Below are 25,094 nucleotides of genomic sequence, written 5' to 3'. Positions count from 1 at the left end.
CGGCCAGCAAAGCTGGAAACCCTCGGCCGTCGAGGCCGAGCAGCGCTGCAGGCGCAATTCGCAGGTGGATGATTCAGCGGGGGCTCGCCGCCTGCCCGGCCTGGAACGGGAACACCACCGCCCAATCCCGCTTCATGTCGACGACAGTCCAGCCCTTGGTGCGTGCAATGTCGAGCGTCGATGCACTGAGCTTGCCGACGCTGGAGTTGCTGTCGTAAGCCCATTCGCGCGCAGCGTCGGTATGGTGGACGATGCCCATGAAGCGCGCGCCTGTGCCGGCGGCCGTCCACTGCAGCATCTGCAGGTCACCGTCGGAATTGCCGAACGCGAAGATGGGCCGGCGACCGATGTGGGTGTTGATGGCCACCGGCTTGCCGGGTCCGTCGTCGATGAAGTTCAGTTCGGCCAGCCGCATGATGACCGGAGCGCTGCCGCGCATTTCGTACTGCGTCTTCCCGCTGCTGCCCACGACCTGCTCCGGCGGCACGCCGTACACCTTCTCCGTCCACGGCCGCATGAAGGCCATGCCGCCGCCCGAGACGATGAAAGTCTTGAAGCCGTTGGCCCGCAGATAGGTCAGCAGTTCGATCATCGGCTGATACACCATCGACGAGTAGGGCTGGTTGAATCTCGGATGCTTCGCCGTGGCCAGCCAGTCGAGCACCAGTGCGTCGAACTCCGCCGTCGACATACCGGTGCTGGTGGCCCCCACCAATGCAAGGATCGATTTTTCGCCCCCGGCCATCGCGCCTCTGACGTCACCCTTCAGCACCGAGGCGAACGGCTCTTGCGTCCTCCACTCGGGATGCTGGGGCGCGAGCACCTTGACGCGATCGAGGATGAAGAAGGCCTGCGAATACAACGGCTGCTCGGCCCACAACGTGCCGTCGTTGTCGAAGGTCGCGATGCGCTCGGGAACCGGCACGAAGTCCGGCGAACCCGGCGTCGTGACCTTGGCCACGAAGCCGATGATGGACTGCTTCGTGCTGCCCTCGTTCCAGGAAGGAAGCGGATCGGGCTTGACCGATGCGCAGCCGGTCAGCAATAGGAACAGCGCATACAGCGCCAAGCACCACGCGGCTTGAAATCGTCGGACTGGCACAGAGGTTCTCACGGCCTTCCCTCCTTGTTCAAATGCCTGGAGACTAGAAGAACTTGCGGACACCGGCTATCCGGGCGCGCACGGATGCGTGCGGTCTCGCCCAGACCCGGATTCAGCGGCCACTCGTTCAGCTTGAAGCCGGCACCAGGACCGTCGGTATCGCCGATGCGGCGAGCGAGGGATGGTCGCGACTGAAGTGCAGGCCGCGGCTCTCCTGGCGCGACTGCGCCGACTGCACGATCAGCGCCGCGACTTGCACGAGGTTGCGCAGTTCGAGCAGGTCCGGCGTGATGCGGAACTGTCCGTAGAACTCGTCGATCTCGCTGCGCAGTAGCGCGATGCGATGCGCCGCGCGCTCCAGGCGCTTGTCGGTACGCACGATGCCCACGTAGTCCCACATGAATCGCCGCAACTCGTCCCAGTTGTGCGAGAGGACGACGATCTCGTCGGCGTCGGTGACGCGGCTGTGGTCCCACGGCGGCAGGTCGGCCAACCGGCGTGCCGGTGCGGCGCCGATGGCTTCTGCTGCGGCGCGTGCGAACACCATGCACTCGACCAGCGAGTTGCTTGCCAGGCGATTGGCGCCATGGAGGCCGGTGCAGGCGGTCTCGCCGATGGCGTAGAGGCCTGCAATGTCGGTGCGGCCGCTCAGGTCGGTAACGACTCCGCCGCAGGTGTAGTGCGCGGCGGGCACCACCGGTATGGGTCCGCGCGTGATGTCGATGCCGAGTTCGGCGCAGCGCGCCAGGATGTTCGGAAAGTGCTCCTGGAGAAACGCAGGAGGCTGGTGCGAGATGTCGAGGTACACGCAGTCCAGCCCATGCTTCTTCATCTCGAAATCGATGGCGCGCGCCACCACGTCGCGTGGCGCCAGCTCGGCACGCTCGTCGTGGCCGGGCATGAAGCGGGTGCCGCCCGCCGATGCGGGCAGCTTGAGAAGACCCCCCTCTCCGCGCACGGCTTCGCTGATCAGGAAGGACTTGGCGAAGGGGTGATAGAGGCAGGTCGGGTGGAACTGGATGAACTCCATGTTCGAGACGCGGCAGCCTGCGCGCCATGCCGCCGCGATGCCATCGCCCGTGGCCGTGTCGGGGTTGGTCGTGTAGAGGTAGACCTTGCCCGCGCCGCCGGTCGCCAGGATGGTGTGGGGAGCTCGGAAGGCCACCACCTGGTCGGTCGCGATGTCCAACGCATGCAGGCCCTGGCACCCCTTGTCGGGCAAGCCCAGCTTCGAGCCGGTGATCAGGTCGACCAGCGCGTGGCCTTCGAACAGCGTGATGTTCGGCGTGCGCCGCACCGCATCGATGAGACACCGCTGCACGGCCGCCCCGGTCGCATCGGTCACGTGCGCCACGCGACGCTGGCTGTGTCCGCCTTCGCGCGTCAGGTGCAGGGAGCCGTCCTCTTCCGAGAACGGTACGCCGAGCGCGCGCAACCAGGCGATGGCCTCCGGCGCACGCTCCACCACGAAGCGCGTGGCCGCCAGATCGCAGAGGCCGGCGCCGGCGACCAGCGTGTCATCGACATGCGCCTGGATGGAGTCGCCTTCACTCAGCACTGCGGCGATGCCGCCCTGCGCCCATTGGCTCGCGCCATCGCTCAGCGCGCGCTTGGTGAGGACGGCAACGCGGTGTGTGCCGGCCAGATGCAATGCGGCGCTGAGACCGGCCAGGCCGCTGCCGACGATGAGAACATCGAAATCGTAGGAAGTCATTGGAGAAGGGAGAGCGATGGTCAGCGAAAGCGGTTTCAGCCTCGGTCTCCGTGCCAACGAATTCGAGGAACTCGAACCTCGCGTTGGAGCGTGTGGAGACAGCCATCATGGAAGGAGCGGCGGACTGTAGCATCGCGCAAACGAACGACGCCGTTTTCACGATCACACGCGAACTTGCCACTGAGGAGCCAATCAGATGACGCTGATCCCATCCGGAGCCGGGCTGTGGAGGTGCATGGCCCTCGCGGCCCTCGTGTCGTTGGCGCCGATCACTGCGGCCCAATGGCGAACGTCCACGACGCAGGAGCAGGCACTGGATGCGGCGGCCTTTCAGGGAATCGAACAGGCCATTGGAGAGAGTTTTCCGGACGTGCAGAGCGTCTTCGTCGCCTTGCGCGGCCGCGTGGCCTTCCAGTACTACCGCGACGGCGCGCCCGATGCTTTGCGGGATGTCCAGTCTGTCGCCAAGAGCGCCGCGTCGGCATTGGTCGGGGTTGCGTTGCAACAGGGACGCATCTCGAGCCTGGATCAGCCGGTGGTGGAGTTGGTGCCTGAACTGGCGCCGTTGAACGCCGATCCGCGGTCACGGAACATCACGTTGCGTCACCTGCTGACGATGACCGCGGGCTTCCGGGTCGACGACCCATCCGGAACGGCTGCCGCCGGCAGAGCCAGAGACGGCTGGGCGCGGCCCATGACGAGCGCTCCCGGACAGACATTCGCGTACGACAACGCAGCCGTGGTCATCCTGGTGGAAGTCCTCCGGAAGGTGACCGGAATGCCGCTGGCCGACTTCGCGCGGGAGCAACTGGTCGCGCCCCTCGGAATGACCGAGCCGTCGTACCAGCGTGGCTTGAGCATGCGCACCGAAGACATGGCAAAGCTCGGACAGTTGTTCCTCCAGAACGGACTCTGGGGCGGCAGCCAAGTGCTTGCGCCCTCCTTCGTCGCCGAAGCGACCACCGCCCGGAATGCCGGCGGTCCGCCGGGGTCGCTGCCCTACGGCTTCATGTGGTGGGTCGTGCCGTCCAAGGCGCAACGACAAACATTCATGGCCAGCGGATTCGCCGGCCAGTACGTCTGGGTCTACCCGGGCCTCGACATGGTGGTTGCGACCAACTCCACTGTTTCCGCGGAGGCGCATCGCCGAGGTCAGGCCCTGCAACTGATTCGAACCAGGCTCTTCGCAGCTGCGCTGAAACGCTCCTCCGCGAGCGACCGTTGACGCTTAAGCATCGCCTAAGTTTCGCGGCAGACACTGATTCTGGCAGCCCGCTCTTCTCCTCCTCCACCCTCCCTTGGGCTGCTGTTGACCCGCTTCGGCGGGTCTTTTTCATTGCACTCGGCACCGGCCCTCAGAGGTCGGGATCTTGCGTATGCTCGACCGCTTTCAGCTGCCTATGAACATGGCTTCCTATTCGATCATTCCGCCAGGGGCGGGCGGCGTGCGGGACTACGCATCGATTCTCAGTGGCCCGCTCCATGCACCGCTGCTCGAGTTGGCGGAGGCTACGGAAACCTCGGGGCTGAGTGGCGACTTGCTGTTGGTGCATTTCAGTGGCTACGGGTTCCAGGCCCGAGGCGTTCCGGCCTGGCTGGTTCGTAGGCTTCGGCAGATGCGGCCGCGCTTCAACCAAGTCGGCGTGGTTTTTCATGAACTCTTCGCGTCCGGTCCGCCGTGGAGTTCTGCGTTCTGGCTCTCGGGCGCGCAGAAGCGCATCGCACGCGAACTCGTGGCGCTGGCCGACTTCTGGGTTACCAACCGCGAGGAGTCCGCGCGCTGGCTGTCCAGGTATGCCGGTCCGGTGCCGCACAAAGTGCTGCCGGTGTTCTCGAATGTCGGAGAACTCGACACAGTCGACGGGCGACGCCAGGACACTCTCGTCGTGTTTGGCAGCGCCGAGGTACGCAGCAAGGTGTACGCGTGGGCCAACGGTCAGGTCTTTGATTATGCGAAGCGCAGCCAGCTGCAGATCCATGACATCGGGCCAACCATCGGGGATGTTTCACTGCAAGCGCGGCTCAGCGAAGAGGGGGTGGCCGTGCGAGGAAAGCTCTCCGCAGACGAGGTGAGCGCGGCACTTGCGGCCGCAAGGCTCGGTGCAGTGGCTTACCCGGTCGAATTCGTGGCCAAGAGCGGTGTGTTCGCCGCCTACTGTGCCCACGGTGTTTGCCCGATCCTCCTTTCGTCGAGCTACGCCACCCATGACGGACTGGTGGCGAACGAACACTTCCTTGCCGGATTCAATGCGCTCGCGGGCGACAGTCGTGCGAGGGTCGTCGGAAGCAACGCTCGCGCCTGGTATGAACCGCATCGCGTGAGCGCCGCGCAAGCGGCCTTTCAGGCGCTTGCGCGCGGGTCGGTGGGCGGGAAGTACCCGGTACCGGGCCGAGTGCACGCTGGATCCGAACAAGGCGCTGGCAGCGGCGTCACCGTCTAGGCGGTGCCCACCTGGCGCCGGCCTTGCTCGTGGGCGGCCGATTCAGGAGGGGCCTTTTTCGTGATCTCGCGCAGTAGCGCGATGTACTGGTCCACGAGCGGTGCAGGCATGAAGTCCATCGCGCGCTCTTGGGCACGCTTCGACTGGAGGGCCTGCAGTTCCTTGTCGTCCACCAGCTTCGTCATCTGCCTTGCAAGCGCGTCGACGTCACCGTTCGGGAAGACCAGGCCTGCGTCGCCCAGGCACTCGGCGAGCCCGCCGCGCTCCGACACGATCAGGTTGCGGCCGGCGGCCATCAGTTCCACGACCACGCCACCCATCGGCTCGTTCCAGACCGAGGGGACTACGGCGATGCGGCCTTTCGAGACGTACTCGACCAGTGCCTGGCCGCGCTGATCGCCGGCGAAGACCACTCGGCGCCAGATGCCGAGCTTCTTGGCGAGCGTCTCGAGGCTCCAGCGGCAGTCGCCATCACCGACGATGAGCAGCCGCGACGTGCTCGGAGGATTCGCCTCGACCACCTTGGCGAATGCCCGGAGCAGCACATTGACTCCTTTCTCGGAAACAAGTCGCCCGAGGTAAATGAAATCGAACATGGGGCCGACGATCTCGTTTCTTGAACCGGCTGCGAAGCGGCCGACCGGGAACGGGTTGTAGATGTGGACCTGCCGCGGCAACGGGTTCGCCTTGGTCATCCACTTCGTGATCGCCACGTTGCGCGTCACGAGCCGCTTCGCGACAAAGCGGCGCATGGCCAGCTTGAACCCCTCCTTCACGGCGGCTTTCATGCTGCGCTTCGCATGGTGTCGAACCGAGGCCCAGGGGGTCAATGGCGCCGGCGCGCCTTCCGACCAGCCCGCGCCGTCGATGGTGCAGGCCTGGTATCCGACGTGGACCCAGACAAAGGGCCTGCGCATGAGCGTCATCCAAGGCTGCAGAGACAGGCTGGCCCCGTTGAAAAGGACCACATCGGCCCAGCGGATCAGTTCCCGTTCGCGGCGCTTGTCCGCGTTGTCGATGACCTCGAAGTCGAACTTCGTTCCGGGCTCCTGAGGCGTGCGGGTGAGGACCTTGCACTGCATGCCTGAGTGGATGAAGCCCTCGGCCAGTTCCATCGAGACGGTCTCGACGCCGCCGGTGGAGGGATAGAAAGCGTGAGAGTAAAGAAGGATCTTCATCTCGGGCTGGGCAGCCCGCCCGCAATTTTCGCGATTGGCATGGGGTAATTTTTTGTTGTGGCGATCGGCCGCGCTAACGAGTCCGAGGGGAACAGAGAACCAGTGTCCAGGTCTCTTTTCTAGGTAACAAGTCGCAACATATTAGCCTGAATTTCCTGCAGATTAGTACGAACGTCTACAACTCTGACGCAAGAACAAGACCCGCTCGCGCACACCTCAGAACGGGCGGGGCCGCTCAGCCTGACGTTCACCGCCGGCCGAACGGCCTGGGGCGCAGGCGCCGCCTTCACGCGTCCGCCGCGGCCTCGAAAATGTCCCGCAGCCACTGCGTGAAGACGCGCACGCGCGATGACAACTGCCGGTTCTGCGAGTACAGCACCGACACCGGCATCGGCGGTGGCGCGAACGCCGGCAGCAGCACCTTCAGACGGCCGTCCGCCAACTCGCTCGCCACGCGGTAGCGCGGCACCTGCACCAGCCCGAGCCCTGCGACGGCCGCGCCCGTGTACAGGTCGGCGCCCGTCACCGAGACGACGCCCCCGAGCTGCACGGTCGCGATGTGCCCGTCGACCGTGAACTCGAGCGGCACCGGTTTGCCCGTGGCGCTGGAGATGTAGTTGATGGCCCGGTGCGCACCGAGCGCGTCCACGCTATAGGGCTCGCCGCGCTGCGCCAGGTAGGCCGGGCTCGCGACCGTGACCTGCGGCAGCAGCGCCACGCGCCGGCCGACCATCGAGGAATCGTGCAGCGTGCCCGCGCGCAGCACGCAATCGACGCCCTCGCGCACGAGGTCGACCAGGCGGTCGTCTTCGCCAATATGCAACGCCAGCTCCGGGTAGCGTGCGAGAAATCCGGGCAGCGCCGGCACCACGAAATGCCGGGCCAGCGTCCCTTGCAGGTTCACGCGCAGCTGGCCCTTGGGCGCCGCGTTCCTGAACGAGCCTTCTGCCTCCTCCACGTCCGCCAGCAGCCGCACGCAGCGGCGGTAGTGGGCCTCGCCGTCCTGCGTGAGGCGCACGGTGCGGGTGGTCCGTTCCAGCAGCCGCGTGCCGATGCGCTCTTCCATGCGCTGGATCAGCGTGGTGATGGTGGCGCGCGGAATCTGCAGGTCTTCCGCGGCCTGGGTGAAGCTCTGGCGCTCGGCGATACGCACGAAGGCCTGCATTTCCTGGAAGCGGTCCATCGTGCGAGCTCCGATCTATTGTTTAAGCAGCTGGAATAGTGTTGGCAATTGTCCGGTGATTATCTTTCGACGTGAATGGTCGACCATTCGTCCACCCATCCACCACACGAAGGACTCGCACCATGAATACCTCTCGCCCCAACCAGGTCGCCATCGTCACCGGCGCGTCGCGCGGCATCGGCGCCGCCGTCGCGCAGCGGCTCGCCAGGGACGGCTTTGCCGTCGCCATCAACTACGCCTCGGGCTCCGCGCAAGCCGATGCGCTGGTCGCCGAACTCACGGCCGCTGGCGCAAAGGCCATCGCGGTGCAGGCCGACGTGGCGAATGCCGAGGAGGTGCGCCGCATGTTCGACACCGTCGAGAAGCAACTCGGCCAGGTCGACGTGCTGATCAACAACGCCGGCGTACTGAAGACCGTGCCGCTGGCCGAGCACAGTGATGCGCTCTACGACCAGAGCTTCGACATCAACGTGCGCGGCACCTTCAACACGCTGCGCGAAGCCGCCACTCGGCTCAACGAAGGCGGGCGCATCGTCAACTTCTCGAGCACCACGCTCGCGCTGAACATGCCCGGCTACGCGATCTACAACGCCACGAAGGCGGCGGTCGAGGCCTTCACGCACGTGTTTGCCAAGGAACTGCGCGGCCGCAACATCACGGTGAACGCCGTGGCACCGGGCCCGATCGCCACCTCGCTCTTCCTCGACGGCAAGACCGACGAACAGATCCAGACCTTCGCAAAGATGCCGCCGCTGCAGCGACTCGGCCAGCCCGAGGACATCGCCTCGGTGGTGTCCTTCCTCGCCGGCCCGGATGCGGGCTGGGTCAACGGCCAGATCTTGCGCGCCAACGGCGGCGTCGCCTGAGTTTCCCCCTCGCATTCATCCAAGGAGTTCCATCATGCAATCCGTCATCCTCGTCACCGGCGCCGGCACCGGCATCGGCAAGCTCACCGCCCAGTCCCTCGCCGAAGCGGGCCACATCGTCTATGCATCGATGCGCGACATCGCAGGGCGCAACAACGGCCGCGCCGCCGAGTTGCGTGCGCTGGCAGCGGCCAAGGGGCTTCAGTTGCATCCGCTCGAACTCGACGTGCTCTCGCAATCGTCAGCCGATGCGGCTGCGGCAACCATCGTTCGCGAGCAGGGCCATCTCGACGTGGTGATGCAGAACGCGGGCCACCTCGTGGTCGGGCCGACCGAGGCGTTCACCCCCGAGGAGATCACGAAGGTGTTCGACACCAATGTGCTCGGCGCCCAGCGCGTGAACCGCGCAGTGCTGCCGTATCTCCGCAAGCAGGAGTCGGGGCTGATGCTGTGGATCAGCAGCACGACCACCAAAGGCGGCTTTCCGCCGTTCATGGGCCCCTACGGCGCGGCCAAGGCGGCGATGGATTCGCTGGCCGTGACACTCGCCTATGAAATCGCGCGCTTCGGCATCGAGACTTCGATCGTCGTGCCGGGTGCGTTCACCCGGGGCACCGACCACTTCCCGAGCGCGGGCAAGCCGGCCGATGCGGCCACCGCCGCTGCCTACAGCCGCTACGACGGCGTGATGGACCAGATCGGCGAACGCCTCTTGGCGCTCACGCCAGAAAACGCCGACCCGCAGGCCGTGGCCGACGAGATCGTCCGCATCGTGGGTCTGCCGGCCGGCACGCGGCCGATGCGCTCGCTGATCGACTTCGTGGGCGACGGCGCGACCGAGGTGTTCGAGGTGTCGGAGCGCGTGCGCATCGAATTCGCGAAGCGCATCGGCATGGGGGATCTACTCGAAGCCGAAGTCAGGCGCTGAAGCCGGGCGCGGTCAGTCCAGGAAGCGGACCCGGCCCGACTCGAGGTCGTAGACCGCCCCTATCAGCTTCATTTTTCCTTCTTCGAGACGCGCCTGGGCCTCCGGCGTGTCGAGGAGCGTCTGGACCGTATGGCGCACGTTGGCCTCGACCGCCGCGTGCAGCAACGCGTCGTGCGGCTGTGAAGCATCGAGATCGTCGAGAGCCGGCTCGATGTTCTCGAGCAGGGTCTCGATCCGGCTGCGTTGCGCAACGCCATGAAACTTCGAGGCGATCGCGGCATCCACCGCCCCGCATCCCTCATGGCCCATGACGACGAAGAGCGGCGTGTGCAGGTGCAGGCCCGCGTACTGCAACGTGCCCAGGATCGTGGGCCCGAGTACGTTGCCCGCCACGCGAATGACGAAGAGTTCCCCGAACGAGGCGTCGAACACGAGTTCGGGCGGCACGCGGCTGTCGCTACATCCCAGGAGCGTGGTGTGTGGGTGCTGCCCTTTCGCGAGTTCCGCGAGGACTTCCTTCTGCACGGTCGGGAAACGCGCGAGGCCATTGACGAAACGCTCGTTGCCCTCTTTGAGGCGCTGGAGCGACTGCTCCGCGGTGAATGGGTTTGGATGACCGGCTGTCACGATGCGAGTCTCCCGAAGTTGCTCCGGGATGCTACGCAATGGCGCAGCCGGGGCCAAGAACAATCCGCGACTTCTGGAATCGCCGGGCTTCGTCAATCAGCCTGCGGTATCGACAACGGCGTGACTTCGACCTGCGCAAGGCCGTCTTCTCGCGAGATGCCGATCTCGCGTGCCGTGGCGGGCGAGAGGTCGACGATGCGGCCCTTCACGTACGGCCCACGATCCTGAATGGTGACCACCGCACTTCGCCCCGTCTCCAGGTTGGTCACCCTGGCAGTAGTCCCGAGGGGCAGCGTCTTGCTGGCAGCGTTGTCGTCCCGAGGATCCATGCGGGTGCCGTCTGCCATCTTTCGGCCCGTGAATTTGTCAGCATAGAACGACGCCTTTCCGACCTGCTTCTTGCCGCTGCGGTCGAGCCCGGGCTTTGCTGCCGAAGAGGGTCTAGGAGTCGGAGTCGTCACGGTCGATTGCGGCGCGTCGGAGCCTTGTGAAGGCAGATCCCGCGGCGAGGGGGCGATGGCACACCCGGAGAGCACGCATGCGATAGCCGTGAGCGCCGCGAGGCATCGGGAAGACGATAAGGGCGACATGGCAGCGGGCCTCGCGGGCGATCAGCCATGCCGCTTGAAGTACTGCACCTCGCGCTCGTGGTGCTCGGCCTGCGCGCGGCTGTCGAAGGTGCCAAGGTTGCGCCGTCGACCGGTCTTGGGATCGACCTTGCGCGAATACAGGCGGTAATGGCCCGATGCCAGCTTTCGGATCATGGCGGCTTCCCTTTGCGAACGACGATGTGCTGAAGGGAGCTTGTCCTTTCGCGCGTGCGCCACGTGTCGGACGCCTCCGATTTGCGTGGCGGAACGGCCTGACTTTCGACGCTTGGCGTGCTGCCGGTGTTTAGCTGATGAGCCGGTCGGCACGCACCAGCAGCGACTGCGGCAGCTTGAGCCCGATCGCGTTGGCGGTCTTCAGGTTCAGCACCAGCTCGAAGGTGGTGGGCCGCTCGATCGGCAGGTCCGCTGGCCTGGCGCCCTTGGCGATGCGGTCCACATACGAGGCGAGCCGCGCATACGAATCCACGAGGCGCGGCCCGTAGGCGCCGAGCGCGCCGCTGTCCGCGAAGATCGGCCAGCCCGACATGACCGGCATCTTGCGTGCGATGCCTGGCCGCGCCGTCGGTGTACTCTCGTTCGTCAGGCCGGTCATGTTCGAGTCGGGGCGCGCGAGACCCTTGGCGAAGCCGGCCGAGACAGGGTCGCCGCTGAAGACGTAGGCCACCGGCACGGCCACCGGAAGGCCATCCGAGCCGCAGCACCTTGTCGGCCGCGTTGATCCGCGAACTGTTCTGCATCAACGCCAGGGCGCACGCAGTGCCCAGTACCTTGCGTCGTTTCATGGCGGGGAGCGTGCGCCTTTGGCGATGGCCGCGCAAGGTGCGGCACATCCGGAACCGTGAGCCGACCCGTGCTCGAAGATCAGGTGGCGCATCTGCGCTGCGATGAATGCGCCGAGCGCCTGCGCCCCGTCCGGTCCTGCGTTCGGCGATTTGCCGAATGTGACCCTGGCGACCAGATCGCGGTAGCGTGGTAGCGCCACCTGCAACGCTGCAGCGAGCTTCTCCTTGTTGCGCGCCGTGCGGCGCAACAGCGTGAGCGGATGCCTCTGTGCCTCCGGCGAAATGACATGGCTCACCAGCGCGGGCACGAACTGCGTTCGGGGAGCCAGCCGGGCGAACAAGGTATAGCTGCTGGACCAGTTCTGCAGTGAGGCCGCCGCCCGCTGCGGACCAAAGGTGGCGGGGTCGGGCTCGATCTCCCCCGCCGGGAAGGTCAGCAGGGCACCGCCTTCATGCAAATGCCTCACGGCATTTCGTATGACGGCCATGCGCCCGCCTTCTTCATCAGGCAGAAAGATCAGTTGCCGCGCGACGCTGGGCAAGGCGCGAAGGAACGGGCGATCCAAGGCGAGCACCCGAAGGTCGGGACGGGACGCGAGACTGGTGAAGAGTGCGACCGTGTCGGTCATTCCGGGATGGTTTGACAGAATGATCACGGGGCCTTGAGGCGGAACGTATTCCAGGCCCGAGGTGACGATGCCAGCGGTCATCCGGCCCATGAGCCACGCGCTGCCTTCCGCAAGGCCATGCTCGCCGACGCGGGCGTCGAACTCGTGCGCGGTCCGGGCGAAGCGGCGGGCTGCAGGCCGGAACAAGTGGCGCAAAGGAGTGCCATGGAGGCGCAGCAGGCCCATCGAATCCAGCAGGTCGACGATGTTGAGCTCGGTGAGTGTCTCTACCAATGGTGACGCGGTGGCGGTCATTTGCCGGCTGGGAGTTGGATCTGCACTGGCTGGGCAGGCATCCATTCTTTCAGATTGGTGCGCTGGAGCCGATCCTTTTCCTGCCGCGTCGAGCGCCCTGGCCACACTTTTTTATGACACCTTGCCTTCAACTTGTGTGGCAACCGCCGATACACGTTGGCATGGACAAGCCACATTCAAGCCCGTCGCCAGGCGTGCTGACGCAGATCCCCCGAGAAAGCGTCCTCCAGGACGATGGAGAGCACATGCTCGTGTCCACCAGAAGCGTGGAAGGATCGAAGAGTGATGGCCTCCTGCTGCGCCGATGTGCCTTCTCGCTTGCCGCGCCACTGGGCTGCGAGTTCCTGGGCCAGTACAGGCAGCTTTCGGATGGCCTCTGGCATGCGACCATGCGCAGCATGGCCCGCAGCGACGGCTCTTTCGGCCCTCCCCATGTAGGCATTTATGCGACGGAACTCGACGCGCTGGTCAACCTCTGGACGAACCGTCGACGCTTCGACCTGGGCATTCGGGTCTGAGGTCTGAGGGACTTCGCTAGGGCACGTTGGCTGTGCTGATCGCAAAGGGTCGGCCCGGCATCGCCATGCTGCCGCCGAACTCGAAAGGTGCATCGCCCGCGGCTCCCATGCCACAACCACGCGGCGGCTGGCAGGCCCAGGCGTGGCCCCGGTCGGCGAACACCACCTTGCCGTAGCGATAGTTCAAGACCGCCTTCGCTCCGTAGTCCGCGATGCTCAGCACATGGCCCGCGGTCGCGAAGTTGTCGGCATCCTCGACGGCGATCGGGTCCGTGAAGCGCGAATCCTGGAGCGTGCGAACGACACGGCCGCTGTTTCCATCGGCCGCGAAGCGCACCCACTGGATCTTGCGCTCGCCGCGCGATGCCACCAGCACCTGGCGATTGAGCGGGTCGACGCTGTCGTCGTCGGGCGCGCTCTTCGAGATCGCGAGCGAGGTCGGATTGCGGCCGATGGCCACCGTGCCGAGTTGCACGATGCCGTTCGGCGACGCGGCCACGGCGCTTTCGGGTGCACCCGCATACCCGCCGAGCCCGAAGATTCGCAACGTTCCGTCTTCGGTAGCGATCCAGGCGCGCTGCACCTCTCCGAACAGCGTGGTGCGCACGGCGGTCGGCCGTGCGCCGAGCGAGACGGTCTTCACGAGCTCGGGCGCTTGGTGCGGCCAGTAGGCGAAGGCATAGGGCCACTGGTCGTCACGCATGCCGAAGCGGCCCACCGTCGAATCGAACTCGCCCTGCGTCCCCTCGAAGTAAGTGCGGCGCATCGACGCGAACAGAGGCCGCAGATCGATGAAGGCCGCCTTGCGCTCCGACTTGGAGACGACGACCGCGATGCCGCCCTTTGCGACCCTTCCGTCGTTGTCGCCACGGCCACGAAAGCTCGCGCGGTTGAACGGGTCCGCCAGCGGCGTCTCGAGCCCCATGAAGTTGCCGTTGCCAAGCATGGTGCGAAACGGGTCGAGGCCGGTCGTCACCGCAATGTCGGTCGGCGCTGCCAAACCTGGCAGATCGACGTAGCCGAGCACCTTCATGAAGGCGATGTTGCCCATGTTGGGCAGGCCCGGGTACACGCCCATCCACTCATGCCACCAGTCGTACCAGGCGTGAGGCTTCTGGCGGTCGTTGGGGTTGCAGCCGTCGCACAGGCCGGCCAGCGCGATGACGGCCACCTGGCCCCGATGCGTCTTCGTATCCCACACCGTGACGAAGGCGAACTCGCTGTTGCCGCTCATCGCAAGCGCGGTCGGCACCTTGTTCGCGCCGAGCTTCACGGTGGCACGGTTCGTTGCCGTGTTGGTCCCCGCAGTGGCAATCAACCCGTTCTGAAAGGCGACGAGGCTGCTGGCGCAGAAGCCCGCGCGCCCGCCGCAGCGCCCGATCGCCACGGGCCCGCCGGCAATCAATCCCTGCGCCTTGTAGTCGATCGCGTTGACGGAGTCGACGCCCCCGCCGGGCACGCCAGTGCGCGTCCAGCTCAGTTGCGGCCGCTGGGCGAAGGTGTTGTATTCGTAGCCCGAGATCTGGATGTCGGCCACTCCGATGCGCGCAGCGGAATCGTCCGGCACGAACAGCACATTGGCCTGGTTGGTCGAGTAGCTGCCGGCCGCCGCCTGGTCGTTGGTCTGGTCCCCTGGATTGCGCGGCCCGCCGACCTGCCAGCGCGAATCGCCGCCACGCGCGACCACGTCGGGCCGGTGGTACCAGGTCGGCTCGCCCCTGGCGGCTGTGCCGGCGGGTGGGCCGAAGCGGTAGGCGATGCCGGCCTCGCGGCCCATCTGGCCCGCGACCGCGACGTAGGCTGCAGGCACGATGGCGCCGGAGGCGTCGACGATGTCACCCGGCAGCGCGGGCCCGACCGCCAGAGCAGACAGTGGAGACAGGACCAGGGCCGCCGCGGCGAGGATGGCGGGAGGGTTGGGCATTCGAAGCTAGGCATCCAGCGGCACGCCGCCCCCGAAATGGGCGACCCATTGGTCCCACAGCTCCTGATGAACCGCGGCGAACGGGTGCTGCCAGGCGCCCAGCATCTGGAACTGGAGGCTCTGCGCCTGCAGCAGGCCCTCGACCCATGCGGCCTGCCAATCCAGCAGCGGCTGAAGGCCTCCAAAGGCGGTGGGAAACGGACTTGCAATGCTCATGTCTTTCCTTACGCGGATGTGGGAACCAAGCCTAGCGGACGCCCGCAGGTGTTTCAAGCCGGACCACGACCCTCTGCACCTTGCCGCTGCGGCCGCAACGCCCCGTCTCGCCGCTGAGGCAGCGGATGTGGATGCCGTCCGCGCCCTGCCTCACGAGAAATGCCGAGAGCACCGTCCGCGCCCTCTGGAGGCTCGAGTCGGCCGCCTTGCCCTGCAACCCTGTGCGCAGCAGCAGATTGCAAGGGCCTTGCTGCTCGAGCTGGAAATCAAACAGACCGGCATCGTCTTCGAGCACGGTGCTTACTGCGAGCGGCGGGATTCGAACCACCCGCGCATCCGATCGACCCAGCGCGAGCATGTCGTCATCGCGGCCCTGAACGTCAATCACCGGGTGATGGGAGCCGCACGCGCAAGGTGCAGCGCGCCGCGTGACGCGGTCGCCGAGGTCGTAGCGGATCAGCGGCTGCACATGGTTGGCGAGATTGGTCAACAAGGTGGTCGCACCGGCCTCGCCGGCCGGCACTTCGCGACCCCGATCGTCGACCGATTCGAGGATCGCCCAGTCGCTGTTCAAGTGCAGACTGCCGAAACGGCATTCGCCGGCGAGCGCGAGGAATTCCGAGGCACCGTAGCTGTTGGTCACGCGGCAGTGCAAAGCTTGCTGCAGATGTTCGCGCGTCGCCGCCGTGAGGTTTTCACCGCCAGTCCACACCTCTCGCGGCAAGGTCTTGAGCCGTCCGGCCAGCCGCTCCTGCGCCAGCAGCACAGCCACGCTGGGATAGGTCGCCACGATGGTCGGCGCGAGCGCGTCGAGCTCTGCCACCCAATCGCAGGCGGGCTGCAGGAACGAAATGCTGCACAGGCCGCCCGTCATCGCGGGATTCAGGCGCCGCAGCCGCTCGATCGACACCATGCTGGCAAAGTGGCCGCCGGTCGCCCCGACGAAAGCGACGCGCTCACCGAGGGACCACGGATTGGCCATGCGCTGAAGCGTGGGCCCACGCCAGAATTCGAGCGCGTCATACACCGCCATCGCCCTGCCATCCTGCACGAACAATCCAGGCTCACCGCAGCTGCCCGAACTCTCCCACACCACGTAGCGGCCCAGAAAAGGGTCGGCAATGCAAGAAGGGTCGGATGCAAAGCGGCGCAGTGCATCGAGCCGAAGCGCAGGGTCGGTGACCCAATCCTCGAACTGGCACATCAAGTCGGCCTTGTGGGCGATCGGCAGCTCTTCCAGGCGAAGACACGCGGGATCGCGGCCTGCCAACAGCTTGCGATAGAGCGTCGATCCGCGAACTGCCGAGTTCAGCAGGCTGGCCAGGCGTTGCGACCGACGGCCGGCAAGCGCTTCTTCGCGCGCATGAGAGGCCACAGCCACGTCGGCGGAGACGAGACTCGTGAGCCAGGGATCGAAGGGGGGCAGCATGGCGCGACGGCGAGACCGGCCGCCATGGTGGACGCACTCGCCGGCAACGCCAAGATGATTCGCGCACGACGTGAGGACGGTAGGGACTTGGCACGCGAGTCACCCTGCCCGCTTGTATTGAATTGTTCCCGGGTAAAATGAAGACCGTTATGGCCGACACACAACTCACCCAGGATGGTCTGCGCTACGTCAAGAAGGCGTCAGGCTCCATCATCACCACGCCGCGCGCCGAATCCATGATGTCATGCTTCAAGTGCGGGAAGTTCGTACTTCGCACGAACATGACCTCGAAGCGCTTCCTCGGCAAGAACCACCTTGTCTGCGCGCCCAAGTGTGGATAGGCGAGGCTCCCGTGCGAGCGCGACTTCATCCGGCATGAGCTCGGCTCCGGTCCTGGACGCCTTCTCGCGGATCCTCGAGACGCGGGGTCTTGCGGAGGGACTTGCGTTCCTGAATGACCGCGTGCCCCACCGCTACACCGCGGTTTACCGGTACGCCGGTCTCATCCTGAAGAACGTGTGTCTGCACGACGCTCTGGGAAAGAGGCTGCCGCCCTTCCTGTCAGCGCTGCCGCTGAACAAGAGCCTCGCGCAATTTGTCCGGCCCGGGTCGCCTTTCCGTACGGACGACTCGACCCGCGACCCGCGACTGGCGGGACACGCTTACGACGGGATTCTGTTTTCGTACCACGGCACCGCGCTCGTGGCGCCAGGCGGTCATTCGTGGGGCGTCCTGTGCCACTTCGACTTCACGCCGGTTCCGCTGTCGGATCCCGATTTCGAGTTCCTCGAGGCGGTGGCGCCGATGGTTGCCGACTTTGCCGTAGACCCCCATCGGTAATCGCTCAGGGGAGCGGGACTAACTGCAGTCGCGCGGGCCGATCAGCTCGTTGGGTACCTGCTTGTACAGCTGAACGACGCCGGAGTCGAAAGCGTCGACCCAGCTTGTCTGGTAGTCGTTGGAAACCGAAATTTCCTCCCAATCGCCGGCAGAGGAGCGTTCGATCAATACCCAGTAGTACGAGACCGGACCATGTTCCCGGACTGTCACGGCCAGTTCGCGAAGGGGTTGGAGAGACATGGGCGTCACTCGAAAGTGACGGTCGCTGCCATCAACACACCGTTGACGACCTGCGTGCCGTGGATGTTCACGCGCACGCCGTTGCCCAGGTTCGCCGCCGTGCCGTTGGCGAATACGACGCCGCGCCCACCAGCGTTCACCGGTTGCCCCTTCACGCGGAAGTCCGAAGGCGATGTGAATGCGCCGACATTGCCGATCAGGTCGAACGAAGCGGCTCCACCGGTCCCCGGCACATGACGGATCTTGAGCTTGCTGGCCCGGAGCACGCCGCCGGACACGACACCCCCCACCTCGACCTTCACGCCATTGCCGATCGCGCTCGTCGGACCGCCAGTGATCTGCGCGGCGCTCGCATCGACCGGGTAGCCGAGCACGCGCAGCGAGCCCAGTCCCGCGAAGCCCGTGACGATGCCCGCGAACTGGGCTGTCGTGGCATCGGCGGTGGGCAACGGATACCACCACTGCACGAGCGTCGCGACGAGACCGCCAGGTGAGGCGGCGTCCGCGCGAACGCGCACGATGGTTCCGTTTGCAAGCGGTCGGCCGTCCAGGCTCCCGCTCGGAACCGCGCGGGCGTAGTCGACCACGAGGCCGCCGAGCGTGAAGGTGCGTTGCACCGCGTCCAGGTTCTGCACCGTGCCGGTGAGAATCGGTGCCGACGGGTTTCGTTGCTCAACGCGTGTTGCGCGCAGGACCCCGGGCGCGGCCGGCAGGCCCCAGACCTGCAAGGTGTGTCCCGCCGGAATCGCGGCGAGGCCCGCCGCGTCCGCCCAGACGGTGGCTTCGTCGGTCGTCACCGTCGTCCCAAGGATGACGAAGCTGCCTTGCGCCAGATCCACCGATGTCAGCGGGCCGCGAATGTCGGCAGCGGATTCGACCCGGCGTGCGATGCCCTGGGTGAAGTCCGCGTTGACCGGGCCGACGACCTTCACGCTCATGCCCAACTGGAGCCCCGTGGGAGCGTCCTCGACATTTCCGACGGCGGTCTTCGTGTCGTAGCGCAGGCCGTTGACGATGATGCTGCCCGCGCCATCGACCGAGCCGACGCCGCTGGCATCGGCCGTGCTCACGCCGGTGCCGCCGGACCCCACGCCGGAGCCGTCATCGCCGCTCGATGCGGTGGTGGAGCTTCCGTCGTCCGATGCAATTCCGCCAATGCCGTTGCCGGCCCCGCTCGGGCTCGTGTCACCGCCCGGGCCGACATCACCCGCAACGCCAAGAGCCGGTCCGCCAGCCCCCAGCGCCGATGCGCCCACGAGCGCCGCTCCGCCACCGCCCCCTCCGCCGCCTCCGCACGACAGCAGGAGGGCCACCATCAGCGACAGGAAGCCATTGCGCAGCAGGATGTTCGTCATTTTTTACTCTCCGAGGAATTTCGAGTGACGGGCTGCGCGGCGTTCACCTCGGCCTTGGCATCTTCGTAGTACGTGTAGATGCCGACCCGGATGCGCCCCGAATCCCCCTTGTCCGCCGCCTCGTAGGCGCGCCTCATTTCGCGTGTCATCTCATGGTGGAGCTCACCCCAACGTTCGCGTGCGAGCCGGTGAATGCGCTCGCACTCCTCGAGCGAGATGCCGGCCGCGAACACCGACCGCTCGAGCAGCGGCGGCTTTGCCCCGACGGTGTTCGAGACGCCCGCCAGCAGATGGTCCCGCGCGTTGTCACCCAGGAACGAGAGCATTCCCTTCAGATCGCTCGCCGGCACGAAGCCCGCCACTGCCAGTTCCGTCATGCCATCGCGTTCGATCGCCATGTTCAGGCGCACCAGCTCATCCAGAATGGCGCGGTGGTGCACGTTGCCCCGGCTCGCACGCCGCGCGACAGCCTCGAAGGAAGGCGTCGACTCTTCATCGGACACGATCGGCAGCAAGCGGTGGGCCGGGTTGTCGGCAAACATCTGCAGCCACAACGTCAGGGTTCTCGCCTCGGCCGACATCTCGGTTTGCGGCAACGAAACCGTTTGTTCGCGGACCCTGCTGGTCACGGCCTTGCGGTTCAATCCGGTCGTCACCGACAACTGGCTGATGTTGGGCTCGGTACCTTGCTCGAGCCATGCGCGGCGGGCCTCATCGAGCAGGACGTCGCGGAGCACTTCTTCCAGTTGCGCGTGCTTGATGCCAAAGGCCAGTGCGAGTCTCACCAGCGGCCGCAGCACCCGCTCGCAAGCGCCGAGCACCCACGCGAGCTGGCCTTCCCTCGCCTGAGCGATTGGCAGCCGCGGCACGCGCGGTTCCCGACCATGCCTGGCGCTTTTCGAACCCGTGTGTTTGGTGGCCATGGAATTGATTGCCCTTGGTCGATAGCGACACGACATTACGGCCGGTTACCAACTGGACAAAGACAAGCGCTCCTGTCTTACAAATCGCTGGCGGTCACTATAAGACAAGAGCACTATGGATGTGAATTTTTCACATACAGATTTCACATGCACCTAACTGTCTCGGGAGAGCGCGATGCCACGACCTTTCATTCGCAACAGAGATCCGTCGCGCCGGGGAACGAGACAGCCGGTTCTCGATTTGCGATACCGCTTTGGGACGCCGCGAGAGTCATTGGCTCCCCACGCGATGAGCGCGCGCAAGGCATGGGTTGCTGCAGCGAATGCGAGAGAGGCCGTCCAGGCACGCATCGTTTGTGCGTTCCGGCGTGACGTCGAAGGCAGCGGTCCGGGCCCGTCGGAATTCGACCTTCAGCTCTTTGCAAGACTCGCAGTGACCGAACGGCGATTGAAGCGCTGCTTCGGCCGAGCCAAGGTGCAACCGCCTTGCCGGGGCGTGTCGCCTTCAACGGATCGCACAGCAGACCCACGTCAAGGAGAGTCATCATGAGCACTGCCGCCATTTCCCTTTCCGAAACCGCGCGCACGTCGACACCCGTTGCGTTTGGCAGTCTGGTCGACTTGGCAAGGATGCAAATGGGGAGTCCTTCGGTCGAGATCTGCGATGCATGCAACACCATCAACATGGGTTCTGCGCATCACTGCAAGTGTTGCTCGCACAAGCTGCCGGCGCACTATGCGGCCAAGGAAGGCACGAGCACTCTGCGGCAGAAGGTGTTTCCGTGGCATGCGCTCGGGATGCCGGAGCGGGCGTCGGTCATGGACTTCGCGGCCTTCTCGGTGGTGATCAACGTGCTGGTGGTCATCACCGCATCCATACCGATTCCGTGACTTGCGGCCTGGCCGACATCGCCATGACGAAGTTCTGCGAGTCCTGCCACACGGCAAACAGAGACCGCGCGAGGTACTGCCGGGGATGCGCGGGCAAGTTCTCCGGAATTCGTACGGCAGCGAATGTCTCCGCGGGGTCCTTGCCTGAGGGACGGCCGACAAGAGTCGCGAGGGTTCCCAGGCTTGCGCAGCCTGTGTCGATATCGATACCCATATCGATGCCGATGCCCGCACCCGCACGGTTGCCGGCGGCGGCGACGAGCGATCTCTTCGTCGTACCGCGCACCACCGAAAAGCGCCAGCTCGCCAGGCAGTTGGTTCTGCCCGGCGGCCTCGACGTCCCGGTCGTGCTGTTGCTGATGGTCGTTGTCCTGTCGATCGCTTCGTTCGTCTTCTGGTACTGGAACCGTACCGTCGAGCGCAGCCTGGCGCCATCCACCGGCGCGGCGCAGATCCATTGGCAACAGTCCGAGTCGCCGGCTGTGTCGCTTCCGGAGCCGGCGATGGATTCGGGTCCGGCGGCCGAGCCGGTTGCGTCGGTTGCGGTCGCTCCGATGGCCCAACCGCACGCCGAATCCGCACCCTCGCAGCAGGAGGCTCCGCCGGAAACGCAGGCCGTCGCGACAGCGCCCGCGCAGGCGCCGGTCGCGGCGTCAGGAGAACAAGCCTCCGAAGCACGACAGCCTGCCGATGCATTGCAAGCTGCGGAGCCACGAAGCTCGGACGCCCAGGATTCTCAGGTTCCGACAAGGCAAGTGCGGCAGGCACCACAGCCGGCTCGCGCCGGCGCGCTGCAGCGCGAGAGGAGCGTGGCGAGGACCACTACCGCGCTGCGCACGGTCACAGGAGGCCGCCAAATTGCAGCCGAGCCCGTCGTCGCTGCTATCGAGCGCCCGGTCCGAATCGAACAGCCTCGCATCGACAGCCCCTCATCGGCGAAGCCTCTGATCGCACCGATTCAAAACCGCACGGCTCGAACGGCTCGAACGGCAGGCGGCACGACACCTTGCGATCGGTACAACCCCTTTGGCGAAGCCATCTGTGTGAGCGTCCCCGTGCTGGGGGCTCAAGCGGCGAATTCTTCTGCCGCAGCGGTCTCTAGCGCATCGTCGAGTCAAGCGACGAACGTGACAACGGCATCCAAAGGTACGGGGCCGATTGGCAATTTCGCCAGCGCCATCGGCGCGGATCCAGGCGGCAGCGGCCCCGGCGCTGGCGCGGGCAATGGATCCGGCGGTGGGGCCGCGGGCAGTAGCGGCGCCGGAGCCGCCGGTGGCGCAGGTGGTGGCGCAGGTGGTGGCGCAGGCGGTGGCGCAGGTGGTGGCGCAGGCGGTGGCGCAGGCGGTGGCGCAGGCGGTGGCGCAGGTGGTGGCGCAGGTGGTGGCGCAGGTGGTGGCGCAGGCGGTGGCGCAGGTGGCGGTGCAGGTGGCGGCGCAGGTGGCGGTGCAGGTGGTGGTGCAGGCGGCGGTGCAGGTGGCGGTGCAGGTGGCGGCGCAGGCGGTGGTGCAGGTGGCGGCGCAGGTGGCGGTGCAGGCGGTGGTGCAGGCGGTGGCGGTGGTGGTCCCGGTGGCGGTGGTGGTCCCGGTGGCGGTGGTGGCCCCGGTGGCGGTGGTGGCCCCGGTGGCGGTGGTGGCCCCGGTGGCGGTGGTGGCCCCGGTGGCGGCGGTGGTCCCGGTGGCGGTGGTGGTCCCGGTGGCGGCGGTGGTCCCGGTGGCGGCGGTGGTCCCGGTGGCGGCGGTGGTCCCGGTGGCGGCGGTGGCCCCGGTGGCGGCGGTGGCCCCGGTGGCGGCGGTGGTCCCGGTGGTGGTGGTCCCGGTGGTGGTGGTCCCGGTGGCGGCGGTGGCCCCGGCCGTTGATGAGCGCGAGCACCATGTTTGAACTATTCGGGAAGAAGAGAAAGGCGAACTTCCCTTTGCCAGGAATCGACCATCCGGCAATGGGTCACCTCAGTGGCGCTTCCGGAGTTCTACAGGGAAGAATCGAATCCGAGCACGGTGTCATCGTCGTATCGATCAACGCGGACGGCCAGCCCATCGAGGCGTCGCTCTCCCTCGCCGAAAAAGTCATGAAAAACATATCGGCTCTGAACGACAGGGGGCGAGGCCTTGTCGCAGCAGACGCGCTGGATGCCTACAACTCCGACTGGCGCTTCGGCGAGCGGATCAACGACGGCGGCATCATGGAAATGTTCGAGAAGCCCCCGAGATCGAAAGCCGAGTTCTGCGCTTCACTCATGCTGTCCATGGTGCAGGTCACCGGCAGCGAACGTGTCACCTTGAGCTTCGCATGTGAAGAGATGTCCTGGAAGCACAACTTCAGCGTCACGTCATTGGACGGAGTCGACTTCAACAAAGTTCGGATCGACCTGCACGTGTGATGCAACCGGAAACGCCCCCGCAACCGTACTGCCTCACAGGCTGTCAGAGAGCGATCAAACGCTCGGTTGACATTGTGGGAGCGTTGGCCTTCTTCGTTTTCCTCGGACCGCTTTACCTGATTGTTGCCACGGCCGTGCTCGTCGGAACGGGTGGTCCGGTCCACTACGGGCAGACGCGCCTGGGTCACGGCGGCCGCACCTTTCGCTGCTACAAGTTCCGTTCGATGATGAAGGGGGCGGACGAAGTTCTCGAGCGCCATCTGAAGCACGACCCGGCGGCTCGAACCCGATGGGAGCAGTTCCAGAAGCTGGAGAACGATCCCCGCATCACGCGCGTCGGGAGGGTGATCAGAAGGCTCAGCCTCGACGAACTGCCACAGTTCTACAACGTGTTGAAAGGCGACATGAGCCTGGTCGGTCCTCGTCCTTGCATGGTTCGCCAGCGCAGTCTGTACGGTCGCAGATGGACCCACTACTGCCACATGCGACCCGGCATCACCGGCCTGTGGCAGGTGAGCGGCCGCAATCGCCTCCCCTACGCTGCGCGCGTCGCCCTTGACGCCCGATATGCGACGGAGTGGTCCCTGCGACTTGACGCAAGGATTCTCGCGCGCACCTTCTGGGTCGTTCTGAGCGGCGATGGGTCTTCCTGATCGACTCATCCAGCACGGCGGTCGATAGCGTCTCTCACTGCATCCTGGCCAAACATTCTTCTCAGGCAGCAGGTGGACGAATAGGGAGGCATCATCAGGACGGTCCTCTCTATCGGCCCAACCGGCTCGACGGCTAGGCCCGGGCGGCCTGCGGCAGGCTGGGCATCGGGCCCACATAGCGCCCGCGTGGGCGGATCACTTGCGTCACGCCCAGTTGCTCCAGGCTGTGGGCCAGGAGCCCGACGCTGCGCGCCGTGGCGAACAGGCCAAAGGCCGCATCGGCGGGAAGTCGATGGTGCGCAACCAGCGCGGCCAGGGCCACGTCGATGTTGGGCTGCAAGCCGGTCAGCGTCGTCACCTTCTGGATGAAGCGCGCGATCACCTCCGGGGGTTCGAAGAGTTCCAGCAACGCGGCCGCGCGCGGATCGCCATCTGGATAGAGGTGGTGGCCGAACCCTGCCAAGGGCAGCCCCGTCGACAGGTAGTGGGCCACCACCGCGTCCTCGCCCAGTCGCTCCACTTCGCTGAACAGCGCCTGGACGCGGCCTGAAGCATCGCCGTGCAAGGGGCCCGAGAGCGTGGTCAAGCCAGCCAGAAGGGATGCCGGCAACGAGGCACCGGTCGAGGCCGCGATGCGTGCGACGAAGGCTGAACTCGTCAGTTCGTGGTCGACCAGCAGCACCATGGCCGTTCGCAGCAGATCAGCCACGCGGGGCGATTGTTTCCACCCTTTCGCGAAGCGCAGATGCAGCGGCTCGTGCCCCGGTCGGGCGCCGAATGCATTGCCGAGTTCTCCCACCAGACCCTGGCTCTCGTTGTGCAGCACCCGGGTCAGGCGCCCACGGGTGGAAAGGCCGGCGGCCGCCAGCCCGGCCAAGGCCGTGAAAGCAGCGTCTCGCCCCGGCTTGCCCGAACGCATCGGCGCGGAGCACGAAAAGTCGACGGATTGCTCGGCGCCCCACAGCAGTCGGGCCACATCCTCCACTGCGGCCGATCGGGCCAGAGTCACGGCGTCCTGCCCCCGGTAATACGGGCGCCCCCGAAAGAACGCACAGAGCGCCGTCGGGATGCTGGGCTCCGAGCCGAACAGCGTGTTGGCGGCCAGGGTCTCGTGCTTGCGGCCGGCCTGCTTGCGTTTGGCCAGGCCGGCAACGTCCTCGGCACGGTACAGGCTGCGTCGCGCATGGGCCGGATCGGGCATGACTTCGAGCTTGCCGCGGCTCACGTAGGCGTAAATCGTCTGGGGCTGCACCCCGAGGAGGCGGCACGCCTCTTCCATCGATATCCAGGAAGCCATGGTCTGACGCAGGAAGTTTATTTATATTGATTTTAAGCGTCAATCTTGCTTTGTATGTCAATCATTTACTACCATG

General features: G+C 65.9%; 28 protein-coding genes. 11 read left to right on the top strand and 17 right to left on the bottom strand.

Going from position 1 to position 25,094, the window contains the following annotated elements:
* Positions 1 to 73 precede the first annotated feature (73 nt).
* Both QTI24_RS11995 and nadB read right to left on the bottom strand, forming a co-directional pair.
* Positions 74 to 1,114 carry an HAD family hydrolase gene (locus QTI24_RS11995; RefSeq protein ID WP_286600630.1) on the bottom strand — a complete coding sequence of 347 codons (1,041 nt, stop codon included), beginning with the start codon at positions 1,112 to 1,114 and terminating at the stop codon, positions 74 to 76.
* Positions 1,115 to 1,229: 115 nt separating this feature from the next.
* Positions 1,230 to 2,816, bottom strand: coding sequence for an L-aspartate oxidase (gene nadB / locus QTI24_RS11990; RefSeq protein WP_286600629.1), 1,587 nt, complete (start codon positions 2,814 to 2,816; stop codon positions 1,230 to 1,232).
* Positions 2,817 to 3,012: 196 nt separating this feature from the next.
* Between nadB and QTI24_RS11985 the strand changes: the two genes are divergently transcribed.
* Both QTI24_RS11985 and QTI24_RS11980 read left to right on the top strand, forming a co-directional pair.
* Positions 3,013 to 4,041 (top strand): serine hydrolase domain-containing protein, encoded by a 1,029-nt coding sequence (locus QTI24_RS11985; protein WP_286600627.1) that lies wholly within the window; start codon positions 3,013 to 3,015, stop codon positions 4,039 to 4,041.
* A 175-nt stretch (positions 4,042 to 4,216) separates the two neighbouring features.
* Positions 4,217 to 5,257, top strand: coding sequence for a hypothetical protein (locus QTI24_RS11980; RefSeq protein ID WP_286600625.1), 1,041 nt, complete (start codon positions 4,217 to 4,219; stop codon positions 5,255 to 5,257).
* Here QTI24_RS11980 and QTI24_RS11975 read toward each other — a convergent pair.
* Complete coding sequence (locus QTI24_RS11975) at positions 5,254 to 6,435, bottom strand: glycosyltransferase family 4 protein (RefSeq protein WP_286600624.1); 1,182 nt, start codon at positions 6,433 to 6,435, stop codon at positions 5,254 to 5,256. The two genes, QTI24_RS11980 and QTI24_RS11975, sit on opposite strands and share 4 nt — an antisense overlap.
* Positions 6,436 to 6,721: 286 nt before the next feature.
* Positions 6,722 to 7,618, bottom strand: a complete 897-nt coding sequence (locus QTI24_RS11970; RefSeq protein ID WP_286600623.1) for a LysR family transcriptional regulator — start codon at positions 7,616 to 7,618, stop codon at positions 6,722 to 6,724.
* 122 nt (positions 7,619 to 7,740) lie between these two features.
* On the opposite strand from QTI24_RS11970, the gene QTI24_RS11965 reads away from it, so the two are divergent.
* Positions 7,741 to 8,484 (top strand): SDR family oxidoreductase, encoded by a 744-nt coding sequence (locus tag QTI24_RS11965; protein ID WP_286600621.1) that lies wholly within the window; start codon positions 7,741 to 7,743, stop codon positions 8,482 to 8,484.
* 34 nt (positions 8,485 to 8,518) lie between these two features.
* A complete protein-coding gene (locus QTI24_RS11960; protein WP_286600620.1) occupies positions 8,519 to 9,412 on the top strand; it encodes an SDR family NAD(P)-dependent oxidoreductase in 894 nt (297 codons plus the stop codon).
* Between the two features lie 12 nt (positions 9,413 to 9,424).
* Here QTI24_RS11960 and QTI24_RS11955 read toward each other — a convergent pair whose 3' ends face one another.
* The 5 genes from QTI24_RS11955 to QTI24_RS11935 all read right to left on the bottom strand — a co-directional run bounded on the left by QTI24_RS11955 (position 9,425) and on the right by QTI24_RS11935 (position 12,460).
* Positions 9,425 to 10,039, bottom strand: coding sequence for a carbonic anhydrase (locus tag QTI24_RS11955; RefSeq protein WP_286600618.1), 615 nt, complete (start codon positions 10,037 to 10,039; stop codon positions 9,425 to 9,427).
* A gap of 92 nt (positions 10,040 to 10,131) precedes the next feature.
* On the bottom strand, positions 10,132 to 10,629 hold the full coding sequence (locus QTI24_RS31630; RefSeq protein WP_503011244.1) for a septal ring lytic transglycosylase RlpA family protein: 498 nt from the start codon (positions 10,627 to 10,629) through the stop codon (positions 10,132 to 10,134).
* Positions 10,630 to 10,650: 21 nt separating this feature from the next.
* Positions 10,651 to 10,803, bottom strand: a complete 153-nt coding sequence (locus QTI24_RS11945) for a hypothetical protein (protein WP_286600614.1) — start codon at positions 10,801 to 10,803, stop codon at positions 10,651 to 10,653.
* Positions 10,804 to 10,933: 130 nt separating this feature from the next.
* Positions 10,934 to 11,326 carry an ABC transporter substrate binding protein gene (locus tag QTI24_RS11940; protein ID WP_286600613.1) on the bottom strand — a complete coding sequence of 131 codons (393 nt, stop codon included), beginning with the start codon at positions 11,324 to 11,326 and terminating at the stop codon, positions 10,934 to 10,936.
* Positions 11,327 to 11,428: 102 nt separating this feature from the next.
* A complete protein-coding gene (locus tag QTI24_RS11935) occupies positions 11,429 to 12,460 on the bottom strand; it encodes a 1-acyl-sn-glycerol-3-phosphate acyltransferase (RefSeq protein WP_286600612.1) in 1,032 nt (343 codons plus the stop codon).
* Positions 12,461 to 12,600: 140 nt separating this feature from the next.
* Between QTI24_RS11935 and QTI24_RS11930 the strand changes: the two genes are divergently transcribed.
* Positions 12,601 to 12,873, top strand: coding sequence for a hypothetical protein (locus QTI24_RS11930; RefSeq protein WP_286600611.1), 273 nt, complete (start codon positions 12,601 to 12,603; stop codon positions 12,871 to 12,873).
* A gap of 16 nt (positions 12,874 to 12,889) precedes the next feature.
* On the opposite strand, the gene QTI24_RS11925 is transcribed toward QTI24_RS11930, so the two are convergent.
* Genes QTI24_RS11925 through QTI24_RS11915 form a run of 3 tightly spaced genes read right to left on the bottom strand, consistent with a single transcriptional unit; the run spans position 12,890 to position 16,442 of the window.
* Positions 12,890 to 14,797 (bottom strand): hypothetical protein, encoded by a 1,908-nt coding sequence (locus QTI24_RS11925; RefSeq protein ID WP_286600610.1) that lies wholly within the window; start codon positions 14,795 to 14,797, stop codon positions 12,890 to 12,892.
* A gap of 6 nt (positions 14,798 to 14,803) precedes the next feature.
* Entirely contained in the window at positions 14,804 to 15,013 is a 210-nt protein-coding gene (locus QTI24_RS11920) for a hypothetical protein (protein WP_286600607.1), read from the bottom strand.
* A gap of 31 nt (positions 15,014 to 15,044) precedes the next feature.
* Positions 15,045 to 16,442, bottom strand: coding sequence for a phenylacetate--CoA ligase family protein (locus tag QTI24_RS11915; protein WP_286600605.1), 1,398 nt, complete (start codon positions 16,440 to 16,442; stop codon positions 15,045 to 15,047).
* 149 nt (positions 16,443 to 16,591) lie between these two features.
* On the opposite strand from QTI24_RS11915, the gene QTI24_RS11910 reads away from it, so the two are divergent.
* Both QTI24_RS11910 and QTI24_RS11905 read left to right on the top strand, forming a co-directional pair.
* On the top strand, positions 16,592 to 16,783 hold the full coding sequence (locus QTI24_RS11910; RefSeq protein ID WP_286600604.1) for a hypothetical protein: 192 nt from the start codon (positions 16,592 to 16,594) through the stop codon (positions 16,781 to 16,783).
* A gap of 34 nt (positions 16,784 to 16,817) precedes the next feature.
* Positions 16,818 to 17,282, top strand: a complete 465-nt coding sequence (locus tag QTI24_RS11905; protein ID WP_286600603.1) for a GAF domain-containing protein — start codon at positions 16,818 to 16,820, stop codon at positions 17,280 to 17,282.
* Between the two features lie 18 nt (positions 17,283 to 17,300).
* Here the strand turns inward: QTI24_RS11905 and QTI24_RS11900 are convergent, their stop codons facing one another.
* Genes QTI24_RS11900 through QTI24_RS11890 form a run of 3 tightly spaced genes read right to left on the bottom strand, consistent with a single transcriptional unit; the run spans position 17,301 to position 19,800 of the window.
* Complete coding sequence (locus QTI24_RS11900) at positions 17,301 to 17,522, bottom strand: hypothetical protein (protein ID WP_286600602.1); 222 nt, start codon at positions 17,520 to 17,522, stop codon at positions 17,301 to 17,303.
* A gap of 5 nt (positions 17,523 to 17,527) precedes the next feature.
* On the bottom strand, positions 17,528 to 18,877 hold the full coding sequence (locus QTI24_RS11895; RefSeq protein ID WP_286600601.1) for a DUF5666 domain-containing protein: 1,350 nt from the start codon (positions 18,875 to 18,877) through the stop codon (positions 17,528 to 17,530).
* Entirely contained in the window at positions 18,874 to 19,800 is a 927-nt protein-coding gene (locus QTI24_RS11890) for a DUF6502 family protein (protein ID WP_286600600.1), read from the bottom strand. The genes QTI24_RS11895 and QTI24_RS11890 overlap by 4 nt, the downstream gene beginning before the upstream one ends.
* Before the next feature lie 546 nt (positions 19,801 to 20,346).
* On the opposite strand from QTI24_RS11890, the gene QTI24_RS11885 reads away from it, so the two are divergent.
* The gene (locus QTI24_RS11885; protein WP_286600598.1) at positions 20,347 to 20,691 is read left to right on the top strand and encodes a hypothetical protein; all 345 of its coding nucleotides are present in this window, start codon (positions 20,347 to 20,349) and stop codon (positions 20,689 to 20,691) included.
* Here the strand turns inward: QTI24_RS11885 and QTI24_RS11880 are convergent.
* Positions 20,666 to 21,130 carry a hypothetical protein gene (locus QTI24_RS11880; RefSeq protein WP_286600597.1) on the bottom strand — a complete coding sequence of 155 codons (465 nt, stop codon included), beginning with the start codon at positions 21,128 to 21,130 and terminating at the stop codon, positions 20,666 to 20,668. The genes QTI24_RS11885 and QTI24_RS11880 overlap by 26 nt on opposite strands.
* A gap of 785 nt (positions 21,131 to 21,915) precedes the next feature.
* On the opposite strand from QTI24_RS11880, the gene QTI24_RS11875 reads away from it, so the two are divergent.
* From QTI24_RS11875 to QTI24_RS11865, 3 genes are read left to right on the top strand one after another with little or no spacing between them, the layout of a single operon-like run.
* Positions 21,916 to 22,569, top strand: a complete 654-nt coding sequence (locus QTI24_RS11875) for a hypothetical protein (protein ID WP_286600594.1) — start codon at positions 21,916 to 21,918, stop codon at positions 22,567 to 22,569.
* A complete protein-coding gene (locus QTI24_RS11870; RefSeq protein WP_286600592.1) occupies positions 22,562 to 23,068 on the top strand; it encodes a DUF2262 domain-containing protein in 507 nt (168 codons plus the stop codon). The genes QTI24_RS11875 and QTI24_RS11870 overlap by 8 nt, the downstream gene beginning before the upstream one ends.
* Positions 23,068 to 23,721, top strand: a complete 654-nt coding sequence (locus QTI24_RS11865; RefSeq protein ID WP_286600590.1) for a sugar transferase — start codon at positions 23,068 to 23,070, stop codon at positions 23,719 to 23,721. The genes QTI24_RS11870 and QTI24_RS11865 overlap by 1 nt, the downstream gene beginning before the upstream one ends.
* A 133-nt stretch (positions 23,722 to 23,854) precedes the next feature.
* Here QTI24_RS11865 and QTI24_RS11860 read toward each other — a convergent pair whose 3' ends face one another.
* Entirely contained in the window at positions 23,855 to 25,018 is a 1,164-nt protein-coding gene (locus QTI24_RS11860) for a citrate synthase family protein (protein WP_286600589.1), read from the bottom strand.
* Between the last annotated feature and the right edge of the window lie 76 nt (positions 25,019 to 25,094).

The organism is Variovorax sp. J22P240 (assembly GCF_030316855.1).
Taxonomy (GTDB): Bacteria; Pseudomonadota; Gammaproteobacteria; order Burkholderiales; family Burkholderiaceae_C; genus Variovorax.
Note: the sequence above shows the minus strand (reverse complement) of the source record. Positions and strands in the feature narration are given on the sequence as shown.

Bases quoted from the DNA above. Each gene is read 5' to 3' on its own strand.
- QTI24_RS11975 (WP_286600624.1), bottom strand. From the start codon at position 6,435: ATGAAGATCCTTCTTTACTCTCACGCTTTCTATCCCTCCACCGGCGGC.
- QTI24_RS11870 (WP_286600592.1), top strand. From the start codon at position 22,562: ATGTTTGAACTATTCGGGAAGAAGAGAAAGGCGAACTTCCCTTTGCCA.
- QTI24_RS11960 (WP_286600620.1), top strand. From the start codon at position 8,519: ATGCAATCCGTCATCCTCGTCACCGGCGCCGGCACCGGCATCGGCAAG.
- QTI24_RS11985 (WP_286600627.1), top strand. From the start codon at position 3,013: ATGACGCTGATCCCATCCGGAGCCGGGCTGTGGAGGTGCATGGCCCTC.
- QTI24_RS11925 (WP_286600610.1), bottom strand. From the start codon at position 14,797: ATGCCCAACCCTCCCGCCATCCTCGCCGCGGCGGCCCTGGTCCTGTCT.
- QTI24_RS11875 (WP_286600594.1), top strand. From the start codon at position 21,916: ATGGATCCGGCGGTGGGGCCGCGGGCAGTAGCGGCGCCGGAGCCGCCG.
- QTI24_RS11965 (WP_286600621.1), top strand. From the start codon at position 7,741: ATGAATACCTCTCGCCCCAACCAGGTCGCCATCGTCACCGGCGCGTCG.
- QTI24_RS11980 (WP_286600625.1), top strand. From the start codon at position 4,217: ATGAACATGGCTTCCTATTCGATCATTCCGCCAGGGGCGGGCGGCGTG.
- QTI24_RS11885 (WP_286600598.1), top strand. From the start codon at position 20,347: ATGAGCACTGCCGCCATTTCCCTTTCCGAAACCGCGCGCACGTCGACA.
- nadB (WP_286600629.1), bottom strand. From the start codon at position 2,816: ATGACTTCCTACGATTTCGATGTTCTCATCGTCGGCAGCGGCCTGGCC.
- QTI24_RS11890 (WP_286600600.1), bottom strand. From the start codon at position 19,800: ATGGCCACCAAACACACGGGTTCGAAAAGCGCCAGGCATGGTCGGGAA.
- QTI24_RS11860 (WP_286600589.1), bottom strand. From the start codon at position 25,018: ATGGCTTCCTGGATATCGATGGAAGAGGCGTGCCGCCTCCTCGGGGTG.
- QTI24_RS11910 (WP_286600604.1), top strand. From the start codon at position 16,592: ATGGCCGACACACAACTCACCCAGGATGGTCTGCGCTACGTCAAGAAG.
- QTI24_RS11920 (WP_286600607.1), bottom strand. From the start codon at position 15,013: ATGAGCATTGCAAGTCCGTTTCCCACCGCCTTTGGAGGCCTTCAGCCG.
- QTI24_RS11915 (WP_286600605.1), bottom strand. From the start codon at position 16,442: ATGCTGCCCCCCTTCGATCCCTGGCTCACGAGTCTCGTCTCCGCCGAC.
- QTI24_RS11900 (WP_286600602.1), bottom strand. From the start codon at position 17,522: ATGTCTCTCCAACCCCTTCGCGAACTGGCCGTGACAGTCCGGGAACAT.
- QTI24_RS11970 (WP_286600623.1), bottom strand. From the start codon at position 7,618: ATGGACCGCTTCCAGGAAATGCAGGCCTTCGTGCGTATCGCCGAGCGC.
- QTI24_RS11895 (WP_286600601.1), bottom strand. From the start codon at position 18,877: ATGACGAACATCCTGCTGCGCAATGGCTTCCTGTCGCTGATGGTGGCC.
- QTI24_RS11930 (WP_286600611.1), top strand. From the start codon at position 12,601: ATGCTCGTGTCCACCAGAAGCGTGGAAGGATCGAAGAGTGATGGCCTC.
- QTI24_RS11905 (WP_286600603.1), top strand. From the start codon at position 16,818: ATGAGCTCGGCTCCGGTCCTGGACGCCTTCTCGCGGATCCTCGAGACG.
- QTI24_RS31630 (WP_503011244.1), bottom strand. From the start codon at position 10,629: ATGTCGCCCTTATCGTCTTCCCGATGCCTCGCGGCGCTCACGGCTATC.
- QTI24_RS11945 (WP_286600614.1), bottom strand. From the start codon at position 10,803: ATGATCCGAAAGCTGGCATCGGGCCATTACCGCCTGTATTCGCGCAAG.
- QTI24_RS11865 (WP_286600590.1), top strand. From the start codon at position 23,068: ATGCAACCGGAAACGCCCCCGCAACCGTACTGCCTCACAGGCTGTCAG.